Annotated in this window: 18 protein-coding genes and 1 tRNA gene; 16 read left to right on the forward strand and 3 right to left on the reverse strand. The window is 66.1% G+C overall.

Annotated elements, in window-relative coordinates; translation table 11 throughout:
- Positions 1-26: 26 nt before the first annotated feature.
- Both HYU53_02360 and HYU53_02365 read left to right on the forward strand, forming a co-directional pair.
- Complete coding sequence (locus HYU53_02360) at positions 27-1,184, forward strand: PLP-dependent transferase (protein MBI2220034.1); 1,158 nt, start codon at positions 27-29, stop codon at positions 1,182-1,184.
- Positions 1,184-1,774, forward strand: coding sequence for a DedA family protein (locus HYU53_02365; GenBank protein MBI2220035.1), 591 nt, complete (start codon positions 1,184-1,186; stop codon positions 1,772-1,774). The genes HYU53_02360 and HYU53_02365 overlap by 1 nt, the downstream gene beginning before the upstream one ends.
- Positions 1,775-1,781: 7 nt before the next feature.
- On the opposite strand, the gene HYU53_02370 is transcribed toward HYU53_02365, so the two are convergent.
- Positions 1,782-2,105: a divalent-cation tolerance protein CutA gene (locus tag HYU53_02370; protein MBI2220036.1), complete on the reverse strand. Its 324-nt coding sequence runs from the start codon at positions 2,103-2,105 to the stop codon at positions 1,782-1,784.
- A 45-nt stretch (positions 2,106-2,150) separates the two neighbouring features.
- On the opposite strand from HYU53_02370, the gene HYU53_02375 reads away from it, so the two are divergent.
- The 13 genes from HYU53_02375 to HYU53_02435 all read left to right on the forward strand — a co-directional run bounded on the left by HYU53_02375 (position 2,151) and on the right by HYU53_02435 (position 18,311).
- On the forward strand, positions 2,151-2,546 hold the full coding sequence (locus HYU53_02375) for a septum formation initiator family protein (protein MBI2220037.1): 396 nt from the start codon (positions 2,151-2,153) through the stop codon (positions 2,544-2,546).
- A 120-nt stretch (positions 2,547-2,666) separates the two neighbouring features.
- A complete protein-coding gene (locus HYU53_02380; protein ID MBI2220038.1) occupies positions 2,667-5,138 on the forward strand; it encodes an ABC transporter permease in 2,472 nt (823 codons plus the stop codon).
- A gap of 14 nt (positions 5,139-5,152) precedes the next feature.
- Positions 5,153-5,229, forward strand: a tRNA-Met gene (locus tag HYU53_02385).
- Positions 5,230-5,487: 258 nt separating this feature from the next.
- Positions 5,488-5,781, forward strand: a complete 294-nt coding sequence (locus HYU53_02390) for a type II toxin-antitoxin system Phd/YefM family antitoxin (protein ID MBI2220039.1) — start codon at positions 5,488-5,490, stop codon at positions 5,779-5,781.
- Positions 5,778-6,197 (forward strand): type II toxin-antitoxin system VapC family toxin, encoded by a 420-nt coding sequence (locus HYU53_02395; GenBank protein ID MBI2220040.1) that lies wholly within the window; start codon positions 5,778-5,780, stop codon positions 6,195-6,197. Before HYU53_02390 ends, HYU53_02395 begins: the two co-directional genes overlap by 4 nt.
- A 201-nt stretch (positions 6,198-6,398) precedes the next feature.
- The gene (locus tag HYU53_02400) at positions 6,399-6,881 is read left to right on the forward strand and encodes a hypothetical protein (GenBank protein MBI2220041.1); all 483 of its coding nucleotides are present in this window, start codon (positions 6,399-6,401) and stop codon (positions 6,879-6,881) included.
- Between the two features lie 137 nt (positions 6,882-7,018).
- Positions 7,019-9,355 carry an ABC transporter permease gene (locus HYU53_02405; GenBank protein ID MBI2220042.1) on the forward strand — a complete coding sequence of 779 codons (2,337 nt, stop codon included), beginning with the start codon at positions 7,019-7,021 and terminating at the stop codon, positions 9,353-9,355.
- A gap of 750 nt (positions 9,356-10,105) precedes the next feature.
- Positions 10,106-10,615 (forward strand): hypothetical protein, encoded by a 510-nt coding sequence (locus HYU53_02410; protein ID MBI2220043.1) that lies wholly within the window; start codon positions 10,106-10,108, stop codon positions 10,613-10,615.
- 24 nt (positions 10,616-10,639) lie between these two features.
- A complete protein-coding gene (locus HYU53_02415; protein ID MBI2220044.1) occupies positions 10,640-10,993 on the forward strand; it encodes a hypothetical protein in 354 nt (117 codons plus the stop codon).
- 95 nt (positions 10,994-11,088) lie between these two features.
- Positions 11,089-11,460 (forward strand): hypothetical protein, encoded by a 372-nt coding sequence (locus tag HYU53_02420; GenBank protein MBI2220045.1) that lies wholly within the window; start codon positions 11,089-11,091, stop codon positions 11,458-11,460.
- A 96-nt stretch (positions 11,461-11,556) separates the two neighbouring features.
- Complete coding sequence (locus HYU53_02425; GenBank protein MBI2220046.1) at positions 11,557-14,394, forward strand: TonB-dependent receptor; 2,838 nt, start codon at positions 11,557-11,559, stop codon at positions 14,392-14,394.
- 137 nt (positions 14,395-14,531) lie between these two features.
- Positions 14,532-16,181, forward strand: a complete 1,650-nt coding sequence (locus HYU53_02430) for a hypothetical protein (protein ID MBI2220047.1) — start codon at positions 14,532-14,534, stop codon at positions 16,179-16,181.
- A gap of 294 nt (positions 16,182-16,475) precedes the next feature.
- A complete protein-coding gene (locus HYU53_02435) occupies positions 16,476-18,311 on the forward strand; it encodes an APC family permease (GenBank protein MBI2220048.1) in 1,836 nt (611 codons plus the stop codon).
- 77 nt (positions 18,312-18,388) lie between these two features.
- On the opposite strand, the gene HYU53_02440 is transcribed toward HYU53_02435, so the two are convergent.
- The gene (locus HYU53_02440) at positions 18,389-20,812 is read right to left on the reverse strand and encodes a TonB-dependent receptor (GenBank protein MBI2220049.1); all 2,424 of its coding nucleotides are present in this window, start codon (positions 20,810-20,812) and stop codon (positions 18,389-18,391) included.
- On the opposite strand from HYU53_02440, the gene HYU53_02445 reads away from it, so the two are divergent.
- The gene (locus HYU53_02445) at positions 20,811-21,494 is read left to right on the forward strand and encodes a response regulator (GenBank protein MBI2220050.1); all 684 of its coding nucleotides are present in this window, start codon (positions 20,811-20,813) and stop codon (positions 21,492-21,494) included. The two genes, HYU53_02440 and HYU53_02445, sit on opposite strands and share 2 nt — an antisense overlap.
- Before the next feature lie 59 nt (positions 21,495-21,553).
- Here the strand turns inward: HYU53_02445 and HYU53_02450 are convergent.
- The coding region (locus tag HYU53_02450; protein ID MBI2220051.1) for a hypothetical protein at positions 21,554-22,948 on the reverse strand (1,395 nt) is incomplete at its 5' end.

Genomic DNA, 22,948 nt, shown 5'->3' on the forward strand with positions numbered 1-22,948 from the left:
ATGATATCAAAGTATCGTGGAGGCCTGTGAAGCTCACCAACGACGCGAGATTCTCCACCGTTTGCATCCACGCCGGACAGCAGCCCGATTCAGCGACGGGCGCGATCATCACGCCGATCTACCAGACGTCCACCTACGTCCAGGAATCGCTGGGCCACCACAAGGGTTTCGAGTACGCGCGCACGCAGAACCCCACGCGCGCGGCGCTCGAGGCGAACATTGCCGCCATCGAGGGAGGCAAGGCGGCGTACGCGTTCGCCTCAGGCATGGCGGCGATCAGCGCGATCGCCAGCCTCCTCAAAGCCGGCGACCACGTCGTCGTCACCGACAATACATACGGCGGGACGTACCGCTTGTTCGAGCGCGTGCTGACGCGGTACCAGCTCGCGTTCACCTACGTGGACACGTCCCGGCAAGAGCTCATCGAGCGGGCGCTCCGCCCGGAGACGCGGATGCTGTTCCTCGAGACGCCGACCAACCCGGTCATGCGACTGGCCGACATCGCCCGCGCGGCCGACCTCGCGCGCGCCAGGAAGGTGCGGCTCGTCGTCGACAACACGTTCGCCAGCCCGGTCAACCAGCGGCCGATCGGGCTCGGGGCAGACCTGGTCGTGCACAGCACGACGAAGTATCTCAACGGCCACTCGGACAGCGTCGGCGGCGTCGTCGTGGCCACGAGGGACGAGGATATCGACTGGTTGCAGTTCATCCAGAACTCCGCCGGCGGCATCCTCGGGCCGTTCGACTCATGGCTGGTGCTGCGCGGCACCAAGACGCTCGCGGTGCGGATGGCCGTGCACAACGCGAACGGCCTGGCGCTCGCGCGGTTTCTCGCGCGGCAGAAGAAGGTGAAGTCTGTCCTCTACCCCGGGCTCCCGCAGCATCCGCAACACGATCTGGCCAAGAGACAGATGCACGGATTCGGTGGGATGCTGTCGTTCGAGGTGGAGAGCTTTGAGAAAGCGCGGACGCTCGTGAACAGCCTGAGGCTGATGGCGCTGGCCGAAAGCCTCGGGGGGGTCGAGACGCTCGTCAGCCATCCGGCGACGATGACGCACGCCTCGGTCCCGGCGGAGCGCCGCGCGCAAATCGGCATCACGGATGAAATGGTCCGCATTTCGGCCGGCATCGAGGACATCGCCGATCTCGAAGCGGACCTCCAGCAGGCCCTGGATCGCGCCTGATGAAGTGGCTCAGGGCTTTATACGACTGGACAATGAAGTGGGCCGACACGCCGCAGAGCCTGTGGGCCCTCTTCTTCATCGCGTTCGCGGAATCGTCGGTCTTCCCCATTCCGCCCGACGTCCTGCTCATTGCAATTGTCGCGTCGAACACGCGCCGGTGGCTGACGGCGGCGGCAGTCTGCACCGGCGGGTCGGTGACGGGCGCCATGCTCGGGTACGCGATCGGCTGGGGCTTCATGGCCACGTTGGGCCAGGGGATCATCGATTTCTACCAGGCCCGGCACTACTGGGATCGCGTGGTGACGCTCTATCAGGGGGAATGGGGCGTGTGGTTCCTGGCGGCCGCGGCGTTCACGCCGATCCCGTACAAAGTGGCCACCATCGCGGCTGGCGCGACGCAGATGCCGTTCGTGCCATTCGTGCTGGTCAGCACCGTCGGGCGCGCCGGGCGCTTCTTCCTCGTCGCGGCCATCCTGCGCGTCTTTGGCGGGGCCGTGCGCGCCAGGCTGGAGAAGAACTTCGATCTCGCCGCGGCGCTCTTCATGGTGCTGCTCGTCGGCGGGTTCGTCGTGCTGAAGTACCTGTTCTGAACGGCGATCAGCCGGTCGTCGACTCCGCGATCCACCGCAGGTAGGCGTCGCTGCCGTCGGCCACCGGCAGCACGACGAACTCGGGCACGTCGTAGGTATGGAGCGCGCGGATGCGTTCCCAGAGCGCGAGGACGCGCGCCTGCGTGGTCTTGATAATCACCTGGCGTTCGCGATCCTGCTCGACGGCCCCCTGCCAGCGGTAGATCGACACCATCTCCGGGCAGATGTTGACGCACGCCGCCAGCCGTTCGTCCACGAGAATGCGCGCGAACTCCACCGCATCCTGGTCGGCCGGGAAGGTGGTCAGCGCGATCACGTATTCGGAATCCATGCATTAAGGATATCGGCGGCTGGAGCCGAAACATGTACGGTACCCATGGCCGCCCGGCAGACCCCCTCGCGCCGTCCCCACTCCCCAGCCGACCCTGCCTTCAAGCGGGCGACGAAGTTCCAGCCGAAGCCGGGCCGGCGGGGCGTGGCGCCGCGCCTGGTCCGCTGGGTGCTGCTGCTCCTCTCGGGCGTCATCATCATCGATGCGCTGTTCGGCGACCGTGGGCTGCTGGACACCATGCGGGCGCAGCGCGAGTATGCGGCGCTCGAGGCGCACGTCGCCCGCGTCAAGGCCGAAAACGTGCGCCTGCGCGCCGAAGCCAGGCGGCTCAAGGAAGACCCGCTCGCCATTGAGACGATCGCCCGCGACGAGCTGGGGCTCGTCTACCCCGGCGAGACGCTGTTCATCATCCGGGATGCCGCACCCCCGCCGCTCCGCTAGCCTGGCCCTGAGCGAAAACCCGCTTGGCGGGCTGGAGTCGAAGGGCTAGAACTCCCCCCTGCCAATCCCCGTAATAGCACTAGAGATCGACCGCGACTCCTCTTCCTGGCAGGTGAACCGATGCGTGTGACCCGCAGCCTGCGCCTCATCGCGCGGCGCCTCCTCCGTACGCCGTTCTTTTCGTTCGTGTCCGTCCTGACCCTCGCCGTGGGTATCGGCGCGACGACGGCGATCTTCTCGGTGGTGTACGGCGTACTTCTCAAGCCGCTGCCGTTCAATGAGCCCGACCGGCTCGTGGGCGTCTGGCACACGGCGCCGGGGCTCGGGTTCCCGAATGTCAACCAGTCGCCGTCCACTTACCTCACGTATCGCGAAGAAGGCCGGGTCTTCGAAGATTCCGGACTGTGGGACAACGGCGCGGCGGCGGTCACGGGCCAGGGAGAGCCCGAGCAGCTGGACGTGCTCTACGTCACCGACGGGACGCTGCCGGTGCTGCGCGTGCAGCCGGTGCTGGGGCGCCGGTTCGACGCACACGACGACTCGCCGGGCACGCCCGAAACGGTGATGCTCACCTATCCGTACTGGCAGCGGAAGTTCGCCGGCGATCGCTCCGTCGTCGGCCGGCGCCTGATTGTCGAGAACACGCCGCGCGAGATCATCGGCGTGCTGCCGCAGTCGTTCCGGTTTCTGAACTACAACCCGCAGTTGATCCTGCCGTTGCGCATCAACCGCGCCGAGGTGTTCGTCGGCAACTTCAGCTTCCAGGGGGTGGCGCGGCTGAAGCCCGGCGTGACGATCGAACAGGCCAACGCCGACCTCGCGCGGCTGATCCCGCGCATCATGGACAAATTCCCGCTGCCTGCGGGGTTCAGCCGCAAGATGTTCGCGGATATCCGGCTCGGCCCGAACGTCCGGCCGCTCGCGCAGGACGTGATTGGCGACGCCGGGCGCATGCTGTGGGTGCTGCTCGGCACGGTTGGCATCGTGCTGCTCATCGCGTGCGCCAACGTCGCGAACCTGTTCCTGGTGCGGGCGGAGGGGCGGCAGCAGGAGCTGGCGATTCGCGCGGCGATGGGCGCCGGCGCCGGCCGCATCGCGCGGGATCTGCTCCTGGAGAGCGTTCTCCTCGGTCTTGCCGGCGGCATCGCCGGGCTGGCGCTGGCCGCCGCCGGTCTCCGGCTCCTGGTGGCCGTTGCGCCGGAGGGGCTGCCAAGGCTGAATGAGATTGGCGTCGATCCGATCGTGCTGCTGTTCACGCTCGCAGTCTCGCTCCTCGCGGGTGTTCTCTTCGGCCTCCTGCCCGCGATTCGGTTCGCGCGTCCGCGGCTCACCGCGGCGCTGAAGGACGGTGGGCGCGGGTCGAGCGACGGCCGCGAGCGGCACCGCCTGCGCGGTGCCCTCGTCGTGTCCGAGATCGCGCTCGCGCTGGTGCTGCTGGTGGCGTCCGCGCTGATGGTGCGCACCTTCCAGGTGATGCGCAGCGTCAACCCCGGCTTTGTCGATCCCGAAGAGGTGCTCACTCTTCGCATCTCGGTGCCGGACACGCTCATTCCCGACACGACGCAGTCGGCGCGGACGCACCACGCGATCGCCGAGCGCCTGCGGCAGATTCCCGGGGTGAGGTCGGTGGGCGTCTCTTCTTCGGTCACGATGGACGGTCACGACAGCAACGACCCGGTCTTCGTCGAGGACTTTCCGCGCGCCGACGGCAGCATGCCGCCGATCCGCCGGTTCAAGTGGATTGGCGAAGGCTACTTCGAGACAATGGGCAATCGCGTGATCGCGGGGCGGGCGCTCACGTGGAGCGACGCGTACGACCTGCGGCCCGTGTGCGTCGTCACCGAGAACTTCGCCCGCGAGCACTGGAAGCAGCCCGCCGCCGCGGTGGGCCGGCGCATCCGCAACGCTCCGAACAATCCCTGGCGAGAGATCGTCGGCGTGGTGGGCGACGAGCGCGACAACGGCGTGACCGTGCCGGCGCCTGCCATCGTCTACTGGCCGCTGCTGCTCAAGGACTTCTGGGTGCCCGAGTTGACGACCCGGCGCGCGCTGACCTACGCGATCCGGTCGGACCGGCTGAACTCCCCGACGTTCCTCGAGGAGATCCAGCGCGCCGTCTGGAGCGTCAACCGCAACCTGCCGCTCGCCAGCGTGCAGACGCTGGAGGAGATCGCGTCCGAGTCCATGGCGCAGACGTCCTTCGCCGTGGTGATGCTCGCCATTGCGGCCGGCGTGGCGCTGCTGCTGGGGGTGGTGGGAATCTACGCGATCGTCGCGTACATCGCCGCGCAGCGCACGCGTGAGATCGGCATCCGGGTGGCGCTTGGCGCGCAGCGCGGCGACGTCAGCCGCTTGTTCGTCCGCGAGGGGCTTGCGCTGCTGGCGGCGGGAGTCGCGATCGGCCTCGCGGCGGCGGCGGGCCTGACGCGGCTGATGGGCTCGCTGCTCTTCGGCGTCAGCGCGACCGATCCGCTGACGTATGCGGCGGTGACGGCCGGGCTTGGCGCTGTGGTGATCGTGGCGAGCTACCTGCCCGCGCGCCGCGCGGCGTCGATCGATCCGCTATTGGCCTTGAAGTCCGAGGCGTGTTAGACTTAGTCTTCTGTCGCGGGGTGGAGCAGTCCGGTAGCTCGTTGGGCTCATAACCCAAAGGTCGCGGGTTCAAATCCCGCCCCCGCAACCAACTTTTCAATCCTCGGCTGACAAACGGCTGACAATCGGTAGAACCTCGCGGGGCGCTGCGGCGCCCCGTTTGAGCGTACAGGCCCAACAGTTCCCTCGGGCCGACCGCCGCGGTATCCTCATCCCCCACGGAGACCATCGTCGATGCCAACGATCACGTTCGACGTGCCCGACGGAGCGTTGTCGGGCTTGCGCGTATCGCCGGCCGACTTCGTTTAGGCTGGCCAGTCACGACGCGCTTGCATTGATGTACATCTAGATGTACATTGACGGCATGTCTCAGAGGTATTCCATCGCCGAAGCCCGCTCACGCCTACCTAAGATCGTTGACCAGGCTGAGGCTGGTGTCGAAGTCGAACTGACGCGCCGAGGTCATCCGGTTGCCGTGCTGGTGTCGCATCGGGAATTTGAGCGGCTCCGTGGAAAGCGGCTACATTTCCGCGACGCTTACAGGAAGTTTCTCAAGACATATTCGCTTCAAGAGGTTGGCGTCGATAACGACTTCGCCGTCTCCGCGCGCGACAGAACCACCGGCCGCAAGGTGTCGTTCTGAAGCTCGCATACCTCCTCGACACGGGCATCGTTTCCGCACCGATGTCGAAGACTCCCAATCCCGCGATTCTTGAGCGTTTGGACAAGCGCGGTCCAGAGTGCGCAATTGCGGCGCCTGTATGGCACGAAATGACTTACGGATGTCGGCGGCTTCCAAAGGGGAAACGCCGCGCTGCTCTGGAGGCGTATCTGCGCGACGTCGTGCACGGGTCGTTTCCGATCCTGCCGTACGATGAGGCTGCGGCCACCTGGCACGGCGAGGAGAGGGCCAGACTTGAAGCGGCGGGTCGGCCGGCGCCGTTCGTCGACGGTCAGATCGCGGCGATCGCCCACGTCAACGGGCTTATTCTCGCGACGACTAATCACAAAGACTTCGCGCGTTTCAGAGGGTTGGTGGTCGAGAACTGGGCGAAGTAGAGACTTGCCCGCGAGGCAGAGAGAGCGGACCGATACACTCGGAAGCTCAAGAGCTTCGCCGGCGTTCTCGACGGCACAACGGACACGTGCCGGCGCGCGGCGGGATCAGCGCGTGTCGTTGGCGGACAGCGTGCTGGCCCCGGCTTTCGCAGGCTACTCCCGGTCGCCACGGCACGCTCCCGCGATGCGATTCTCGGCCACATGGACAACACGTCCTTCGAACGTCGGTTCCTCCTCGACTACATGTGGTTCGGTCGAATGGTTCTCGCGCAGCAGGCGCGCGTGCTGAATGAGGCACATGAGGCCGAATCTGACGCCGATCGACGGCGAGCCCACTTCATTTCGATTCACACGATCATTATTCAGCAGTGCGAACACGTCGCCGCCTGGCTGCTCGCGTTTCGGCGTTGGGCCGACAGCCGAACCTTCCTGGTGGAAACCCTGGCACGCTACAACCAGGGCGAGGGCAGACTTGAGGGCCGCTTAAGAGGGATCGCCAACGGACACGATCTTCTCCGCTCTTCCGGTATCGATCATTCGCGCCTGGTTCCGAGCCTGATTCCTGAGGATCGGTTTGAAGAACGAGTGCATGACATATGGGTGGGCCTCTCGTACGTGGAGATCGTCATTCGACGAAAGCCCCGGTCGCGCAAGACCGCCCGAATTAGCGTCGTCGCGGCCTGACCAAGTTCCCTGCGGGGAGCCGCCGCCAAGCCCTCCACCGACTCTTGGTTACTCGCGTGCTGCGTGTAAGCTCGACGGTACGCGCCATGCGGGATCGTCAACCTACCGTCGACATTCCGGCGCAGAGGGGAACAATTATGTTCGCCGAGTTCCGTTTCGCCGCACGCGCGCTTGCTCGTTGGCGCGGAGGAGCTCTTACCGCGGTCCTGATACTCGGCATCGGAATTGGCGCCACGACCAGCCTGTACGCCCTCGCGCGCGCGACGCTGACGGACTTCTCCGGCCTGCCGGACATCGAGCGCCTCGGGCGCATCTACTCGGCTGACGGCGCTGGCAGGGAGCGCGTCCCCGTTTCGCTCGGCGAGTACGATGCCAACCTTTCTCGCGCGGGATCGTTCGCTGCGATCGGCGCGTACACACAGCGTGATGTGACCGTTGGAACCGCTGAGAGTCAGCGCACCATGACGGCTGGGTACGCGTCTCCAGCCTTTTTCGCGGCGATGGGCGTCGTCGCCGCCCAGGGACGCCTGATCGGTCCGGCAGACTCCGATCCTGCGCAACCGAAAGTCATCGTCAGTGATGCAGTCTGGCGCAACCGGTTCAACGGCCGATCGCTCGTTGATGCGACGCTCGTCGTCGATGGCATCGAGCGCGGCGTCGTCGGCGTCATGCCACGGTCCTTTCACTTTTCATTGGTTGGGGTGACAGCTGACCTCTGGGTTCCACTGGAACGGCGGGCTATCGGCGCGCCCGCAAGCGTCGCGGTGTTCGCACGACTTTGCGATGACGCAAGCTGGCCAGGGGCTCACGCAGAGCTCTCGGCACTCGCGCGGGCGCGTCGTCAGGGCACTTGGCGTGCGATTCCAATTGCCGACGATCAGAAGCAGCGTGCCGCGACGACGATGACGCTAACGCTCGGTCCCGCGATGCTGGTGCTGTTGATTGCATGCATCAATGTCGGCTGCATGCTGATGGCGCGCGGTGTGCAACGCGATACCGAATTGAGCATTCAACGGGCGCTCGGCGCCACTCGAACACGCATCGTGCGTCAGCTCTTCGCGGAAAACCTCTTGCTTGCGGCGGCCGGAGGAACGCTTGGCTGCGCTCTCGCGATTGGTACCCTGCGAGCCGTCGGGTATGCACTGGCGGCGATCCAGCCGGCGATGGCAGACCGGCTTGGGACTGGGTTGGACCTGCTGCCACTCGCCCTCTCCACGGCGATCGGTTCGTCCGTGTTGTTTGGAGCGGTGCCGGCGGTACGGCTTTCCAGACGCGACGTCGCCGCCTCGCTCAATGGAGTGCCCGCTCGGTACCGAATTCACATCGCGGCGTACGGCGCGCGCGATCTCGTCGTTTTCTTGGAGCTCGCATCTGCAGTCGGGCTCATTGTCTTCGCCGCGTTGATTACCACGATCATCTCCGGGATCAGCGGGGCGGCACCTCACTTTGCCGCCGAGCGTCTCGTGGCTGTGACGGTACCTGTGGGTGATGTCGATGAGGTCATGACTCGCGTCCGAAGGATGCCGGGCGTGGAGGACACCACGCGCACCTCCGCGATGATGGGAGGCATGATCGTTCGGAGTCAGGCAGAGCAACTGCAGGCGGACGCGACGGGAACTGTCTTCGTATCACTAATCGGTGTCGGTCCGTCGTTCTTCGATACCATCCGTCTACCAATCGTGCGGGGACGGCCATTCAGTCACGACGAAGTCAGCCCGGCGGCAGGTGTTGCCGTCATCAGCGAGTCTGCCGCGCGCCTGCTGGCACCTCAGGGCGATGCGCTGGGAATGCAGGTGCGGCGCGTTGGAGGGACCGTCGGGAGCCTCGTTGTAATTGGCATCTGCCGCGACGCGGTCGATTTCGGACCCCTCACCCGAGCCGGCCTGGTGCCGCCCGATGTGTACGTCCCCTACGCGCGCCCGGAACGCGGCGACGCACTGGTACTGGCAAGAGTGGGTGGCGATCCCCACAGGCTTCTGAGGCCGATCGCTTCGGACCTGATGGACATCTCGCCCGGCGGCACCACTCCTAGACCACGCATCGTGTCCGACGAGCTCGAGGCTGAGCACGACGGTGGCGCGGGGCTAGTCGTCTGGAAGCTGATCGGCGCTCTCTGCGTGATAGCCCTTCTCCTCGCGTCGACCGGTGTATTCGCTGTCGTGAGCCAATCCGTAGCGCAGCGCACTCGAGAGTTTGGCATCCGGTTGGCGCTGGGCGCCGCCCCGCGGCGCGTGCTCACGATGGTCCTCGCACGGGAGACAAAGCTAATTGCCGCGGCTTTCGGCGCGGGAGCTGCATTTACTTTCGGTCTGACTCGGATCATGTTTGCTGAATTAACAACGCTGGCGGGGACGACGCCCGCGTTGTGGGCCGCGGTGGGCGTCGGATGTGCGACGCTGGCCGGTGCGGCTGTATTCTTCGCAACGCGTCACATCGTCACGCTCGATCCGCTGGTGGTGTTACGGCGAACCTAGGCCCGTTGTTGGTCACGCCGACTGCGCGATGGCGGGGTTAATCGGGGTCCTTGCTGGTTACGCCGCACCCCTCCACAGTTGCAAGTACCGCCGGTTGCGAGCCCCCCGCAACCACACTTCTGCAAAACGCGCCGGCGTAGACTGGCGCGTTTTGCCTTTCAGCGACTTTCCTCAACCGATCGCGACGACCTCGGTCAATACCGCAGAGCGCTCGTCGTCGCCGCTGTCGAAACTCGAATACCGTTCAATCGGCCTCGGCCGCCCCTCGCTCCTTGGCGGCCTGCTTCCAAGCGAACGGATCGCGGATGCGCCCCCCTAGTCACCTGGCCATCGCCGAGATCTTCCGTCCACAACACGTCGCATCCCGATTCCGCGGCGGCGTGAACGATCGTCGCGTCCCAGAAACTTAATTTCGTTTCCTTCTGCAGCGCAATCGCGCGAACGACATCGTCCCCGCCTGGCGCGAATACCTTCCATACGCCGAACTCGCGCACACGGCCGGCCGCTTCCTTAATCGAAAGAGGCTTGGCGACCTTCCCGGTCACCGTGACAAGAACTCCTGCGGGACCTGGACGCTGAGACCGCCGGTGCCGGCCTCCCACAGGCGCGCAACGAGCTGTTCGGCTGCGGCCTTCTTCCTGCCGGCTGACGCGTCGAAGGCGCAGACGAGGACGCTGGCGTCGTTTCGAACATAATGTTGACTATCAAACAGCGCAACCGCCGTACGCGCCTGGAGGCGGCACGATCATCATGGACGTCGACAGCTTTCGTTACCTCCCGCCGTTGATCAAGCGCTACTACCAGCTCAGCTCCGTCCGGAAGGATCTCCCAATCCCGTTCACACGCGTCCGCAAGCCGCTCGGCGAGTGTCGCTTCGGATTGGTGACCTCGGGCGGTCTGTACCGCAAGGGGCATGAGGCGCCCTTCGACGAGGAGCGTGAAGCCCGGGAACCGGCATGGGGCGACCCGAGCTTCCGCACCCTCCCGGTCGATATGGCGCCCGGCGAGGTGGGCGTCAGCCATCTGCACATCAACCGGCGCGGCGCGCTGGCCGACATGAACGTCCTGCTGCCCATCCAGCGCTTCCAGGAGCTGGTCGCGGAGCGCCGCGTTGGAGCGCTCGCCCCTCACGCCTACTCGTTCATGGGATATCAGGGCTTCCCCGCCGACCTGCGCGGGTGGAGGGACGTGTACGGTCCGGCCGTGCGCGACCGCCTGCTGGCTGACGGCGCCGACTGCGTGTTGCTGACCACCGCGTGACCCGAGTGCGCAGCGAACGTGCCCGTGCTGGCACGTCTGTTCGAGGCCGCGGGGATGGCGACGGTGATGGTGACGAACATGCCGTTCTGGTCCGAGCGCGTCGGCGCGCCGCGGTCGCTGGCCGTGGAGTTCCCATTCGGTCACATCGTCGGCCGGCCGCACGACACGCAACTGCAGCGCCGGGTCGTGCTGCGCGCGCTCCAGGTGCTGGAGGAGGCGACCGAGCCGGGAACGATCGTGCACTTCCCGGAGCCGTGGCCCGAACCGCTCGAGGCCGGCCTGCGCGCCTCGCACCCCGACACGCCTCCGCCCATCACGGCGGCCATGGGGAGACACATGGGCCGGCTCTTGATGGGGATGCGACGCGGCCGATCCTGAGCCGGCCGCAGTGGCCCAACTCACACTAATCGCCCTCCGGGGCTTTCGAGCACGATTCGCTTTCCCGGTACGATTCATAATGAGTCAGGTCGCCCATGAAGCACGTGCGTCGCGCGCTCGCGCCAGTCATCGCCGGTTGGCTCTTCTGCCAGGTCGGTGCGATCGTGAGCGCGCCCGTCCTGTTCTGGTGGACCGGAGCGGACAAGCCGCCCGAATGCACGTGCACGCACGATGACCACGCACTCTGTGGCATGCACCATCGGGGGACGGCGAGTACGCAGTGCTCGATGCGTGCCCCCCGCGACAGCAGTACGGCGATTCTTGCCGCGCTGCTCAGCGTCGGCGGTGTCCTGACCGCGACGACCACGACCTTCGTTCCGATGCCCGTCACGGCGGCTCCCGCTTTCGATCTCCCGCCGGCGTCGCTCCGTCCCGCACCGCCCGATCCGCCGCCTCCTCGCGCGTAACACCCCTCACGTCTTCTGCCATCGGGCACCCGTGTGCCCGGCGGCCGTGTGGTGTCGTTTCTTCGCGAGAGGTGTTCCGTGTCGCGTGCAGGCGTCATGGCGCTTGCGATCATCGCGATCGCAGGCTCCACGCCCGCTCGAGCGCAGCAATCGATCGACGTTGCCAGCCTCAGCGGGCGTGTCACAGATTCGTCAGGTGCGGTCATCGTCGGCGCGCAGGTGTCCGCGCGCCACATCGAAACACACGTAGGGGGTACGGCGACAACCGATCAGGAAGGCCGGTTCCGGTTTCCGTACTTACGGGTCGGGACCTACGAGATCGTCGTTCGCCATCCAGGATTTGGTGAGGCCGCGCGGTCGCTCACCCTGGCAGCGGGTGCCGCCTTCGAGCTCCCGATCTCGCTGGCCGTTGCCGGCGTAGACGCCAGCGTGGCGGTCACCGCGGTCGCCACGGTCCTCGACGCCGCGCGCAGTCAGATCGTGAGCACCGTCGACCAGACCGAAGTCCGGGACCTTCCGATGAACGGCCGGCAGTTTCTCGAGCTGGCGTTGCTGGTTCCGGGCGTCTCGCCGACCAATGTCGCCGGCGCGCAACTCTTTCCCGAAACGTCAGCCGTGCCGGGTCTGAGCCTGTCGGTGGCGAGTCAGCGCAATCTCTCGAACAACTTCATCGTCGACGGACTCTCGGCAAACGACGACGCGGCGGCGCTGAGCGGAATCACGTACGGGGTGGATGCCATCGACCAGTTCCAGGTCGTGACATCGGGCGCGCAGGCGGAGCTGGGGCGCGCCTTGGGGGGCTACATCAACATCGTCACCCGGAGCGGGACGAACGTCGTGCGCGGCGCGGCTTATAACTACGTCCGCGACGATCGGCTCAACGCGGTCAACCCGCTCTCGCGCACGAAGCTGCCGATGCGCCAGTGGCAGTTTGGCGGCAGTCTCGGCGGCCCGATCGTGAGCAATCGCGCGTTCTACTTCGGCAACATCGAACAGCGGCGGCTCGACCAGTCGGGCCTGGTGACGATCTCGGGGGGAAGCGCGAATGCGATCAACGCACGCCTGGCCGCGGTTGGCTACCAGGGCGCCGCGGTGACGACCGGCATCTACGCCAATCCGGTGGATTCGACCAATGTCCTGTCGAAGATCGATCATGCGCTCGGCAGCCGCGGTCAACTGAGCGTGCGGTACAGCCTCTACGACGTCACGTCCGAGAACTCGCGAGGGGCGGGCGGTCTCAGCGCGCCCACCGCTTCGTCCCGCCTGGACAACCGGGATCAAGCGCTCGCCGTGAGCAACACGTTGAGCCTTGGAAGCCGGACGGTCCTTGAAACACGCGCGCAGGCGGCGCACGGCGACCTGCAGGCGCCGCCGAGCGATCCGACCGGCCCGGCGGTGAATATCGCCGGGGTCGCCTCGTTCGGCCGGTTGTCGAACAGCCCCACGGGGCGAATCAATACCCTCTATCAAGTGGTCAACAGCGTGTCCCACCAGGCAGGCGTGCACGCCATCCGCGCTGGCCTGGATGTTCTCTACAACGACGATCGGATTTCATTTCCGCGCGCGGTGCGCGGCACCTACACGTTTTCGTCGCTCGCACGCTTCCTCGCGGGCGCCTACAACAACGCCGGCTTCACGCAGACGTTCGGCGCAACCGAGGTATCGCAGACCAATCCGAACCTCGGGGTGTACGCGCAGGACGAGTGGAAGGTGACGCCGGCGCTCACGCTGAATCTCGGCGTGCGATACGACCTGCAGTGGCTGGACACGATTGATACGGATACCAACAACGTGGCGCCGCGTGTCGGCGTGGCGTGGTCGCCCTTCCAGTCGCGGCGCACGGTGGTTCGCGGAAGCGCGGGGCTGTTCTACGACCGCGTACCCTTGCGCGCCCTCTCCAATGCGCTGCTGTCGGCCGGCAATACGACGGATCTGACGAAGCTGCGCCAGACCAGCATCACCCTGTCGCCGGCTCAGACGGGCGCGCCGGTCTTCCCGGCCATCCTCGGTGCGCCGGTCACGTCGGTCACGTTGCCGAGCCTCACGACGATGGATCGGCGCCTCCAGAACGCGTACTCGCGGCAGGCCGGCGTCGAGGTCGAGCACCAGATTGGCGAGCGGATGACGGTGAGCGCCGGCTATCAGTACGTGCGCGGCCTCCACCTCCTCATGTCGGTGAACCAGAACGTCCCCACGTGCGTGGCGGCGGGTACGAACAACGGCTGTCGTCCGGTCGCGGACTACGCGAATCACAGCCAGTATTCGTCAGCCGGCGAGTCGGACTATCACGGGCTGCACGTGTCCCTCGTTCGACGCCCCAGCCGATGGGGTCACTATCGCGTCTCGTACACGTTGTCGAAATCGATGAACAACGTGGGCGAGTTCTTCTTCAGCTCGCCGATCGATCCGGCCGATCTGTCCAGGGACTGGGGCCGTTCGGACGATGACCAGCGGCACCGTCTCGTCATCAGCGGCACCCTGCACTCGCCGACCACGCCGGGCTCGACGCTGTGGCGGCGGATCACGCACGGGTTTGTGATCAGCGGACTGCTGCAAGCGTACTCAGCGCCGCCGCTGAACATCACGTCCGGCGTCACGACGATCCAGGGTTCGGCCGGCCGGCCCGTCGTCAACGGCGCCACGCCCGTGCCGCTCGACGTGCGGGCCGTCACCTTCATCCCGCGCAATGCGGGCACCGGCACCGCCTTCTTCACGCTGAATGCCCGCATCGCCCGCGTGTTCCCCGTGACCGGCCGTATCGCCGTCGAAGGGCTGGTGGAAGCATTCAATCTCACCAGCCGAGAAAACGTGGTCACGCGCAACGGCAACTTCGGATCGGGCGTCTATCCAGCCACGCCGGCGGCGACGTTCGGCCAAATCACTGCCGTGGGTGAGCCGCGAAGCCTTCAATTCGGTCTCCGAGTGCGTTTCTGAGGGTTACACGATGACACTTCGCCTCCGCGGTGCCCCGGCGGAACTCCGCCACCCTCCCGCTCGTATCTCTCTCCATCGCCAGACCGCACTCCGTTGTCGGCTGAACAACGTCCTCACGCAAGCCGATGGAGGATCACATGTCGAACGCTGCCGGGCACCGGCTCCTCGCAGTCATCGCAGGCTGCCTGCTCACCTTGACCCAGCCGCTCACGGCGGCTGAAGGCGTCAACGGCAATCTCGTCACCGTCAACTGGCTTCAGACGCATCTCAAAGACGCCGGCCTCCTGGTGCTCGACGCCTCGCCCGGTCAGATCTACGCGGCAAAACACATCCCCGGAGCGGTCGGCGTCGACTTCCTCACCTACGGCTTCCCGGAAAAGCCGATCGCGGAGATGGAACAGCGGTACCAGGCCTGGGGAGTCAGCCCTGGGAGGAAGGTCGTCTTGTACGACCAGGGGGGCACGTTCTTCGCCACCAGGCTTTTCTTCTCCCTCTACCATCACGGCTTCCCGACAAAGAACCTGTTCGTCCTGGACGGCGGACTCTCCAGGTGGGAGGCGCAGGGACTGCCCGTGACCAAGGACGTCACGCCCGCCCCGGCGAAAGGCTCCTTCAAGATCACTCACGTCAACGAAGACGTGCGAGTCAGGCTGCCGGAATTCCTCGCCGCCTCCGGCGACCCGGCCAATAACGTGTTGCTGGAAGCGCTCGGACCCGACTGGCATTTTGGAGAGACCCTCGCCTTCGACAGAGCCGGCCACATCCCCAACGCCATCCTGCTGCCCAGCGCCGACTTCTTCAATCCGGACAAGACGTTCAAATCAGCGGACGAGATCCGCAAGATGCTGGCGTATCTCGGGATTCGACCGGAACAGCAGATCCACAGCCATTGCGGCGGCGGAGTGTCGGCGAGCGTGCCGTTCTTCGCGCTGAAATCGATCCTGAATTATCCGAAGGTCAAGCTGTACGTCGAATCGCAGATGGGATGGCTGTCCGACGAGCGGGAACTCCCCTACTGGACCTACGACGCCCCATTCCTGTTGAGGGACGCGCACTGGCTGCAGGCCTGGGGCGGACAGAGGATGCGGATGGTCGGAGCCGCGCAGATCACCATCATCGACGTGCGGCCTGCTGATGCATTCAACCTGGGACACGTGCCGTTTGCGCTCAACGTCCCGGCCGACGTCTTCAAGAGTCATCTCGACGCTCCCGAAAAGCTCGCGGAGATTCTGGGGCCGGCCGGCGTCGATGCGTCTCACGAGGCGGTCGTCGTCTCAGACGCAGGGCTGACGAAAGACTCCGCCCTGGCGTTCACGATGCTCGAGAAGCTGGGACAGAAAAAGGTCTCTGTCTTCATGGACTCCATGGACGAATGGGCGAAGCTTGGTTTTGCCGTAACGAGGGACGCCACGCTCGTGGGCCCGAAGAAAGGGCGCCAGGACGTGTCCATCCCCCCGGCGATGTATCCGGGAGATTTCCGGAAGGACGTGATCGTTGCGAACGCGAACAACACGCGGGGGCTTTACCCGAAGGTCTTCATTGCTTCCGGCGACAAGGTCCCTGCACAAGCTCAGGACGGCAAGCTTGTTCACGTCCCGTACACCGATCTTCTGAACGCCGACGGCACGCCCAAAGCCGCAAAGGACATCTGGAACATCCTCAGCAAGGCCGGGGTGCCGCGGTATGCGGAGCTCGTCTGCTACTCCGACGATCCGGGTGAAGCGGCGGCCAACTACTTCATCCTCAGGTTGATGGGCTACCCGGACGTGAAGGTGCTGGTGATGTGACCGCTCGGTGACGAAGGCGCGTCCGTTGACATCCGGCACGCACAGGTGTAGGTTGATTTCGTGCCTAATTCCCGCGCCATTCGCGGGAAGCGGGGGAACCAGCGAAGGCCTCGAGCCTTCAGGGGCGCAGTGGCTGTAAGCCACGGGACACTTCCGAGTCCTAGCCCGTCAGCTAACCTCGCCGGCTCTTAACGGAAGCGCACTTCTGGCATCTGAAAGCCACAGAGCCTCGCGCGCTGTGGCTTTCGTTTTTTCGGGCAGCCGGATCGTGCGGCTTCTTTCGAGGCCCGACCCATGCCTGAAGAGGGGTTCCTCTCCCAGGTCAAGCGGCTCGTCGTCGGTACACGGATCCCGTCACACCACGCCGAGCGCGAGCGTCTCTCCCGTTTCACCGGTCTGGCGGTTCTCTCGTCAGACCCGCTGTCCTCTGTCGCGTATGCGACCGAGGAGATCCTGCGCGTGCTGATGCTGGTGGGAATCAGCGCCCTCAGCTTCGTGACGCCGATCGCCGTCGTCATCGCGTCGATCCTCGCTGTGGTGGTCTTCTCGTACCGCCAGACGATCCACGCCTATCCGGGCGGTGGCGGCGCATACATCGTCGCCAAGGACAACTTCGGCGAGCTGCCGGCGCTCGTCGCGGCCGGGGCACTGCTGATCGACTACGTCCTCACCGTGGCGGTCAGCATTGCCGCCGGCGTCGCCGCGCTCACGTCGGCCTTTCCTCAATGGCATCTGAACCGCGTCGAGCTGACCCTCGGATTCGTCCTGGTGCTCATGGTGGGCAACCTGCGAGGCGTTCGGGAATCGGGCCGGATCTTCGCGCTGCCGACCTACTTCTTCATCGTGAGCCTGCTCGCGATGATCGGCGTAGGTGCCTGGCGCGTTCTGAGCGGCGCAGTCGAGCCCGTTGCCACGGTTGCGCCGCTTCATCCCTCAGCGTCGCCGCTGACGCTCTTCCTGCTCCTCACCGCGTTTTCCAACGGTTGCACGGCCATGACCGGCGTGGAGGCGGTCTCGAACGGCGTCCCGGCGTTCCGCCGGCCCGAGGCACGGAACGCGGCTGCCACGATGCTGGCCATGGCAGCACTGTCGATCGCGATGTTTCTGGGCATCACGCTCCTCGCGCGCGCGTTCGCGATTGTTCCAAGCGAACAGGAAACGGTGGTCTCGCAGATCGCGCGCGGCGTGTTCGAAGGGCGCGGCCTGTTCTACTACGCCGTTCAGGGGGCGACGATGCTCATCCTCGTGCTGGCGGCCAATACGGCCTACGCCGACTTCCCGCGACTGGCGTCGATCCTTGCGCGTGACCGATACCTGCCACGCCAGCTCGCGAACCAGGGGGACCGGCTCGCGTTCTCGAACGGCATCATCGGCCTGAGCCTCTTCGCCGCGATCCTGCTCGTCGCTTACGGCGGGGACACGCACTCACTGATTCCGCTCTACATGATTGGCGTCTTCGTCTCGTTCACCATCTCGCAGGCCGGCATGGTCGCGCACTGGATGCGCCTGCGGGGGCCGGCCTGGAAGACGAGCGCGCTCATCAACGGGTTTGGAGCCGCCGTCACCGGGGTCGTCCTGATCGTCGTTGCGGTGACGAAAGCGCACGAAGGCGCCTGGATCGTGCTTCTCCTGATCCCCCTTCATGTCATCTTTTTCCGGATGACGCGACGCCACTACCAACTGGTAGCCGGCCAGCTCTCACTGAAGGGATGGGCGCCGTCGCGCCGCAGCAACACCGTCCTGGTTCCGATCAGCGGCGTGCATCGGGCCGTCGTCCAGGCGATTGAGTATGCGAAGACCCTGTCGCCCGACGTCCGAGCGGTTTACGTGGACGTCGATCCGGCATCTGGCGATCGGATTCGATCGGAATGGGGCCAGTGGGGGCAGGGCGTCCCGCTCGTGTTGCTGGACTCGCCGTACCGGTCGCTCATGGAGCCGCTGATGGATTACATCGAGCGAGTCGATGCCGAGCGGCCGGACAGCTTCGTGACGATCGTGCTGCCCGAATTTGTTCCGGCGCGGTGGTGGCACCACCTCTTCCACAACCAGAGTGCCCTGCTCATCAAGGGAGCGCTGCTGTTCAGGCCGAACGCGGTTGTGACCAGCGTGCCGTTCCACCTGGCGCATTGAAGAAGTGAATAAGGGGGACAGTCACACTTTCCGAAGCAGTGGCCCCGGAAAGTGTGACTGTCCCCCTTATTCCGCCTCTAAAACAGCAGCGCGAACTTCAGCCGCACCTGCCGGTCGACGCTGTTGGCGAACTCGCCAAAGGCGGCGCTTCCGAGATTCTCCTGCACGTCCCGAGGGTTGAAGTGGTTCGTGAGGTTGAAGAACTGGAGGCCGACACGCGCCCGGTGCGCCGCGGTCAGGCGAATCTCCCTCGTCGCCTGCAGGTCGAGCGTGAAGAGATCCGGGAAGCGCCCGCCACGGTTGCGAAAGCCGACCACCTGCTGCCGCTCGTCCAGGGTCGTGAACGGGAAGCCGGTCCGATACTCGACCGTGGGCGCGAGCGTCACGCCGCCGGGGACATGGACAACGCCCCACGCCAGGATCCTGTCGGGCGCATCGAACGGCTGGCGCGAGAACTCGTCGGGGTGGATCACGGCCTCGCGCATGGTGCCGAAGAGCGTGACGAAGTCGTTGAGATTTCCGCGCGCCTTGGACCGCACGTAGGAGACATTGATCTCCCCGTGACTCGCGACGCGCCGGCGGGCGGTGACCTCGAAGTCCCGCGAATACGATCGCCCGTTGCTCGAAAGAGTCAGCGCGCCGTCCAGCGGGTCGACCACCAGCTCGCGCTTGCCGTGCCGCTCCTGATACCGCACCCGCACCATCCAGACGCTTCCCAGCAGCCGGTCCAACTCCAGGTTCCACGTCTCCGTCAGGGGCGTGCGCAGCCCGGCCGCCGCCACGCGGTTCTCGAGTTCGATCACCGTGCTCCCGGACGCCTCGAAACCGGTCAACCGCCGGCGCTGGTGCGACACGAAGTCTCTGGCATTGAGCGGCAGCTTGTCGTAGAACCGCCCGTAGCCTCCCTTGAGAACCGTTCGGTCGCCTTTGGACGGCCGGAGTGAAACCTCCACCTGCGGTGCCACGGTATGGTCGCCGGCGATCCCCTCGTAGGCATATCGGGCGCCGGCATGGACCGTCACCCGCGAAAACGGCATCCACTGATCCTCGACAAACCCCGCCAGCGCCGTGTTGGTCGCGCCCGCTGCCGCCCCGCCGGCAAAGTCGATGCGCTGCACGAGGGAGCCGTCAGCGCGAATGACGAGGACCGGCAGGCTCGCGTCGACGCCGTCGTAGCTGCTGCGCGCCGCGCTTCCGCCGATCTTGAGAAGGTGATCGCCCGCCCGCCCCTTCATCGACGTCGTGAGCGTGAGCGCGCCGTCGTAGCGCCGGCTGTCGCGGTCGAACAGGTTGAAGTAGTTCCGCCGCACCCCCGTGGTCGTCAGCTCCGACGGCGTCGCCGCCTTGGGCCGCACGGCGACATTGAACTGCCTGGCGGAGAACGAGGAGTCCAGCATGGTGCTCGACCCGAGGATGGCCCGCTCGGCGACGGCGGCGTTCCAGCCGCGCTGCGCCAGATCGGGCGTGGCCTCGAATGGATGCAACGTGTCGAGCTGGACGTTGTCGATGTTCTGCGGGAACCAGAGGAACGTGCCGACGAGGCGATGCGACGGCGCGAGCGCGTAGTCCACCTGCGTGAGCGAATCGAAGCTCTCGAACTGCTGCTCGGCACGCTCGAGCCCGAATGCTTCCAGCTCGTTGACCCTGGAGCGGACGAACCGGTAATTGACGCTCTCGGCGAACCAGACGCGCCCGCGCTGGATCGGGCCGGCCACCCGCAGGCGCGGCGTGAACGAGTCGAACCCTTTCATCCCTCCGTCCTTCATGCGGACGCGCGGAAGGAAGTTCTGAAACTGGAAGTCGAACGAGTCCTGGCCCGGCCGGGTCACGACGTTCGTCACGCCGCCGGTCGCGTTGCCAAACTGCGCCGAATGAATGCCCGCCTGCACGTCAATCGCCTGGACGGCCTCGAGCGGCAGCCGGATCGCGTTTTCGCCGGTCACCGGGTCGGTGCCGTTGATCCCGTTGACCAGCCATCCGCTCTGCTCGGCGCGCGCCCCGCTCATGTTCAGGAGGCCGTCGGGCCCGCGGATCGTGCTCGGAAGCAACGGCAGGGCATCCTCGAACCGGTCCGCCGCCAGCGGCACCGCGGAGAGCACGCGCTCTTCGAGGTGCGCCTCGCCCGCCGGTGCCTGAGGGACCGCGGCCGCTTCCGCAACGACCTGGACCGCTTCGGCCAGCGTGGCCAGCACGAGCACGAACTGTCGCTCGCCGGTTTCGCCGGGCCGCAGGAGCGCGGTCTCCCGCTTCTCCTCGAATCCGGGAAGCGCGAGGACGAGCGTGTACGGCCCCGGTCTCAGATCGCCAAACTCGAAGGCCCCTCCCCCATCGGTCACCTGCACCAGCACGTCGCCGGCGGCGCCCGCCGGTGTCATCGTCACGGTGACACCGGGCAGCACGCCGCCAGACTGGTCGCGCACCACGCCAGCGAAGCGGGCCGCGGGCTGCGCGCCCGCGATGTCAACACCGGCCGAGACCCACACGGTCGCGGCCACTATCATGGTCAGAAAACGCATCTCTCTGTTCGACGCACCGACCGCAATCGCCGTTCCAGACAATTTCCGCGATAAAGAACACCGCCGTAACAATCACGTAAGAAGGCGGACCGCTGTGGGACAAATACGGGCAATTGAAAAAAATCACCGGTCTGCGTCCGTCTGCCCGGATGTGGAGCTGCAGAAGGCGTATAATTTTCTTTCCCCAAACTGGTATCCGCGCATGGGTGCGCCCCTGTTTCCCCTCGACGCCCCTCTCGTCCTCGTCGTGGAGGACGATGAGAGCAACCGGGAGTTGTTTGTCCAGGCATTGACCTTTGCGGGTTATCGCGTGTGGCCTCACCGCACCGCCGCCGAAGCGCTCGCGTCGGTCAGGAGCACGCCGCCCGACCTCGTCATCGCCGATCTCGCGCTTCCCGGGATGGATGGCGGGCAGCTCTGTCGCCTGTTGCGCGACGAGCCCTCGACGGCGGGTGTTCCCCTGCTCGTCGTCACGGGCTGGCCGCTGTCCGGAGCCACGCGCGCGCAGCTGCCCAGAACGCTGATCTCGCTGCTCATGAAGCCCTTCACGCCCGAGCGACTGGTCAGCCGCTCGCGGCGCCTGATCGCCGCCGCGCGGGCCCGGCGCGTCGATCGCGCCCGCGCCCGCGCGCAGCGCCTGGCGCGGCGGACCGGGACGAGGCAATAAGGGGGACAGTCACACTTTCCCAAGCTGCGCACAGGAAAGTGTGACTGTCCCCCTTATGCTCAGTTCACGACGACCTTCGTCGTCTCTGTCTTGCCGCCGGCCGTGAGCTTCACGAGGTACGTGCCCGGCTCCACGGCGCGCCCTTCCATGATGCGGCGGAACATCGCGGCAAACCCGCCACCGCCCGGAGGCGGGGCCTGCCCTGCCTGAACCTGCGCGATCATCTGCCTGGCGCCCGGCATCCCCGCGGCCTCGAGCATGTCGCCCAGGTTCGGCGGCAGCGGCGGCGGGTTCCCGCGCAGGTTCCAGCGGACGCGGTTCACGCCCGCGTTCTTCGTCCCCTTCATCTCGCGCACCGTCTGCCCCGTCACGTCGCCGATCGTGATCGTGACGTCGCCCTCCGGCACACCCGCCAGGTGATAGCTGATCATCGTCCCGTCTTCGGGGTTCTCGCCGCGGAAGTGCTTCGCGCCCCCCATGTTGTAGCGGCGGCGGATGTCGTCGCGCCAGATCGTGGCGGGACGCGGCTCGAACAGCGTGACGCCGGCGCTCATCGCCTCCGGCGTCAGCTTCTGGAGCGGCGAGATGTCATCCATGATCCAGATGCTGCGCCCGTGGGTGCCCAGGATCAGGTCGTTGTCGCGCGGATGGATCTTCACGTCGTCCACGCGCACGGTGGGCAGCCCGTTCATGAAGCGCTTCCAGCTTTTTCCCGCGTCGAGCGACACGAAGAAACCGTACTCGGTACCGAGATACAGCAGGCTGCGGTTCTTCGGATCCTCGCGGATCACGTTGACGTTGCCCGCTGGCAATCCTTCAGAGATCGGCGTGAAGGTCTCGCCGAAGTCCCTGGTGACGAACACGTACGGCGTGTGATCGTCGGTCCGATGACCGTCGAATGTCACGTAGCACGTCCCGGCATCGAAGTGCGACGCTTCGACCCTGGACACGTGGGTGCCGTCGGGCACCCCCTTGGCGTTCGCGACGACATTCTTCCAGGCCGCGCCGCCATCGCGGCTCACCTGCACGTTGCCGTCGTTGGTGCCGATCCAGAGCACGCCCGGCACGACCGGCGATTCCGAGATCGTCACGACGTTGCTGAACGCGCCGGCGCCATCGTGCTTCGACGCCATGGGCGCATCTCCGGCGACGCCCATGATCGGGTTCTTGAAGCGGTCGAAATTGCGCGTCAGGTCCTGCGTCATCGTGAACGTCCTGCCGCGGTCGCGCGAGATGAACAGGCGATCGCCGCCGATGTACACGACCGACGGGTTGTGCGGCGACAGCACCGTCGGCGTGTTCCAGTAGAACCGGTACTGCTGCCCCGCCGGCGGCGCGGGCACGATGTTCGGCGTCGGGGTTGGCACCAGCCCCATCTGCTCGGCCATGCGCTGCAGGACCGCCTGCGCCTCCTGCGGTCCAGGCGGCCGCCGCTCGCCCGCCTGCGCGGGCGG

The sequence above is a fragment of the Acidobacteriota bacterium genome, assembly GCA_016184105.1.
Taxonomy (GTDB): Bacteria; Acidobacteriota; Vicinamibacteria; order Vicinamibacterales; family 2-12-FULL-66-21; genus JACPDI01.

Coding starts and splice junctions, on each gene's coding strand:
- HYU53_02440 (MBI2220049.1), bottom strand. CDS start 20,812: ATGATAGTGGCCGCGACCGTGTGGGTCTCGGCCGGTGTTGACATCGCG.
- HYU53_02370 (MBI2220036.1), bottom strand. CDS start 2,105: ATGGATTCCGAATACGTGATCGCGCTGACCACCTTCCCGGCCGACCAG.
- HYU53_02435 (MBI2220048.1), top strand. CDS start 16,476: ATGCCTGAAGAGGGGTTCCTCTCCCAGGTCAAGCGGCTCGTCGTCGGT.
- HYU53_02390 (MBI2220039.1), top strand. CDS start 5,488: ATGTACATTGACGGCATGTCTCAGAGGTATTCCATCGCCGAAGCCCGC.
- HYU53_02425 (MBI2220046.1), top strand. CDS start 11,557: ATGGCGCTTGCGATCATCGCGATCGCAGGCTCCACGCCCGCTCGAGCG.
- HYU53_02380 (MBI2220038.1), top strand. CDS start 2,667: ATGCGTGTGACCCGCAGCCTGCGCCTCATCGCGCGGCGCCTCCTCCGT.
- HYU53_02375 (MBI2220037.1), top strand. CDS start 2,151: ATGGCCGCCCGGCAGACCCCCTCGCGCCGTCCCCACTCCCCAGCCGAC.
- HYU53_02445 (MBI2220050.1), top strand. CDS start 20,811: ATGGTCAGAAAACGCATCTCTCTGTTCGACGCACCGACCGCAATCGCC.
- HYU53_02410 (MBI2220043.1), top strand. CDS start 10,106: ATGGACGTCGACAGCTTTCGTTACCTCCCGCCGTTGATCAAGCGCTAC.
- HYU53_02400 (MBI2220041.1), top strand. CDS start 6,399: ATGGACAACACGTCCTTCGAACGTCGGTTCCTCCTCGACTACATGTGG.
- HYU53_02420 (MBI2220045.1), top strand. CDS start 11,089: ATGAAGCACGTGCGTCGCGCGCTCGCGCCAGTCATCGCCGGTTGGCTC.
- HYU53_02430 (MBI2220047.1), top strand. CDS start 14,532: ATGTCGAACGCTGCCGGGCACCGGCTCCTCGCAGTCATCGCAGGCTGC.
- HYU53_02405 (MBI2220042.1), top strand. CDS start 7,019: ATGTTCGCCGAGTTCCGTTTCGCCGCACGCGCGCTTGCTCGTTGGCGC.
- HYU53_02365 (MBI2220035.1), top strand. CDS start 1,184: ATGAAGTGGCTCAGGGCTTTATACGACTGGACAATGAAGTGGGCCGAC.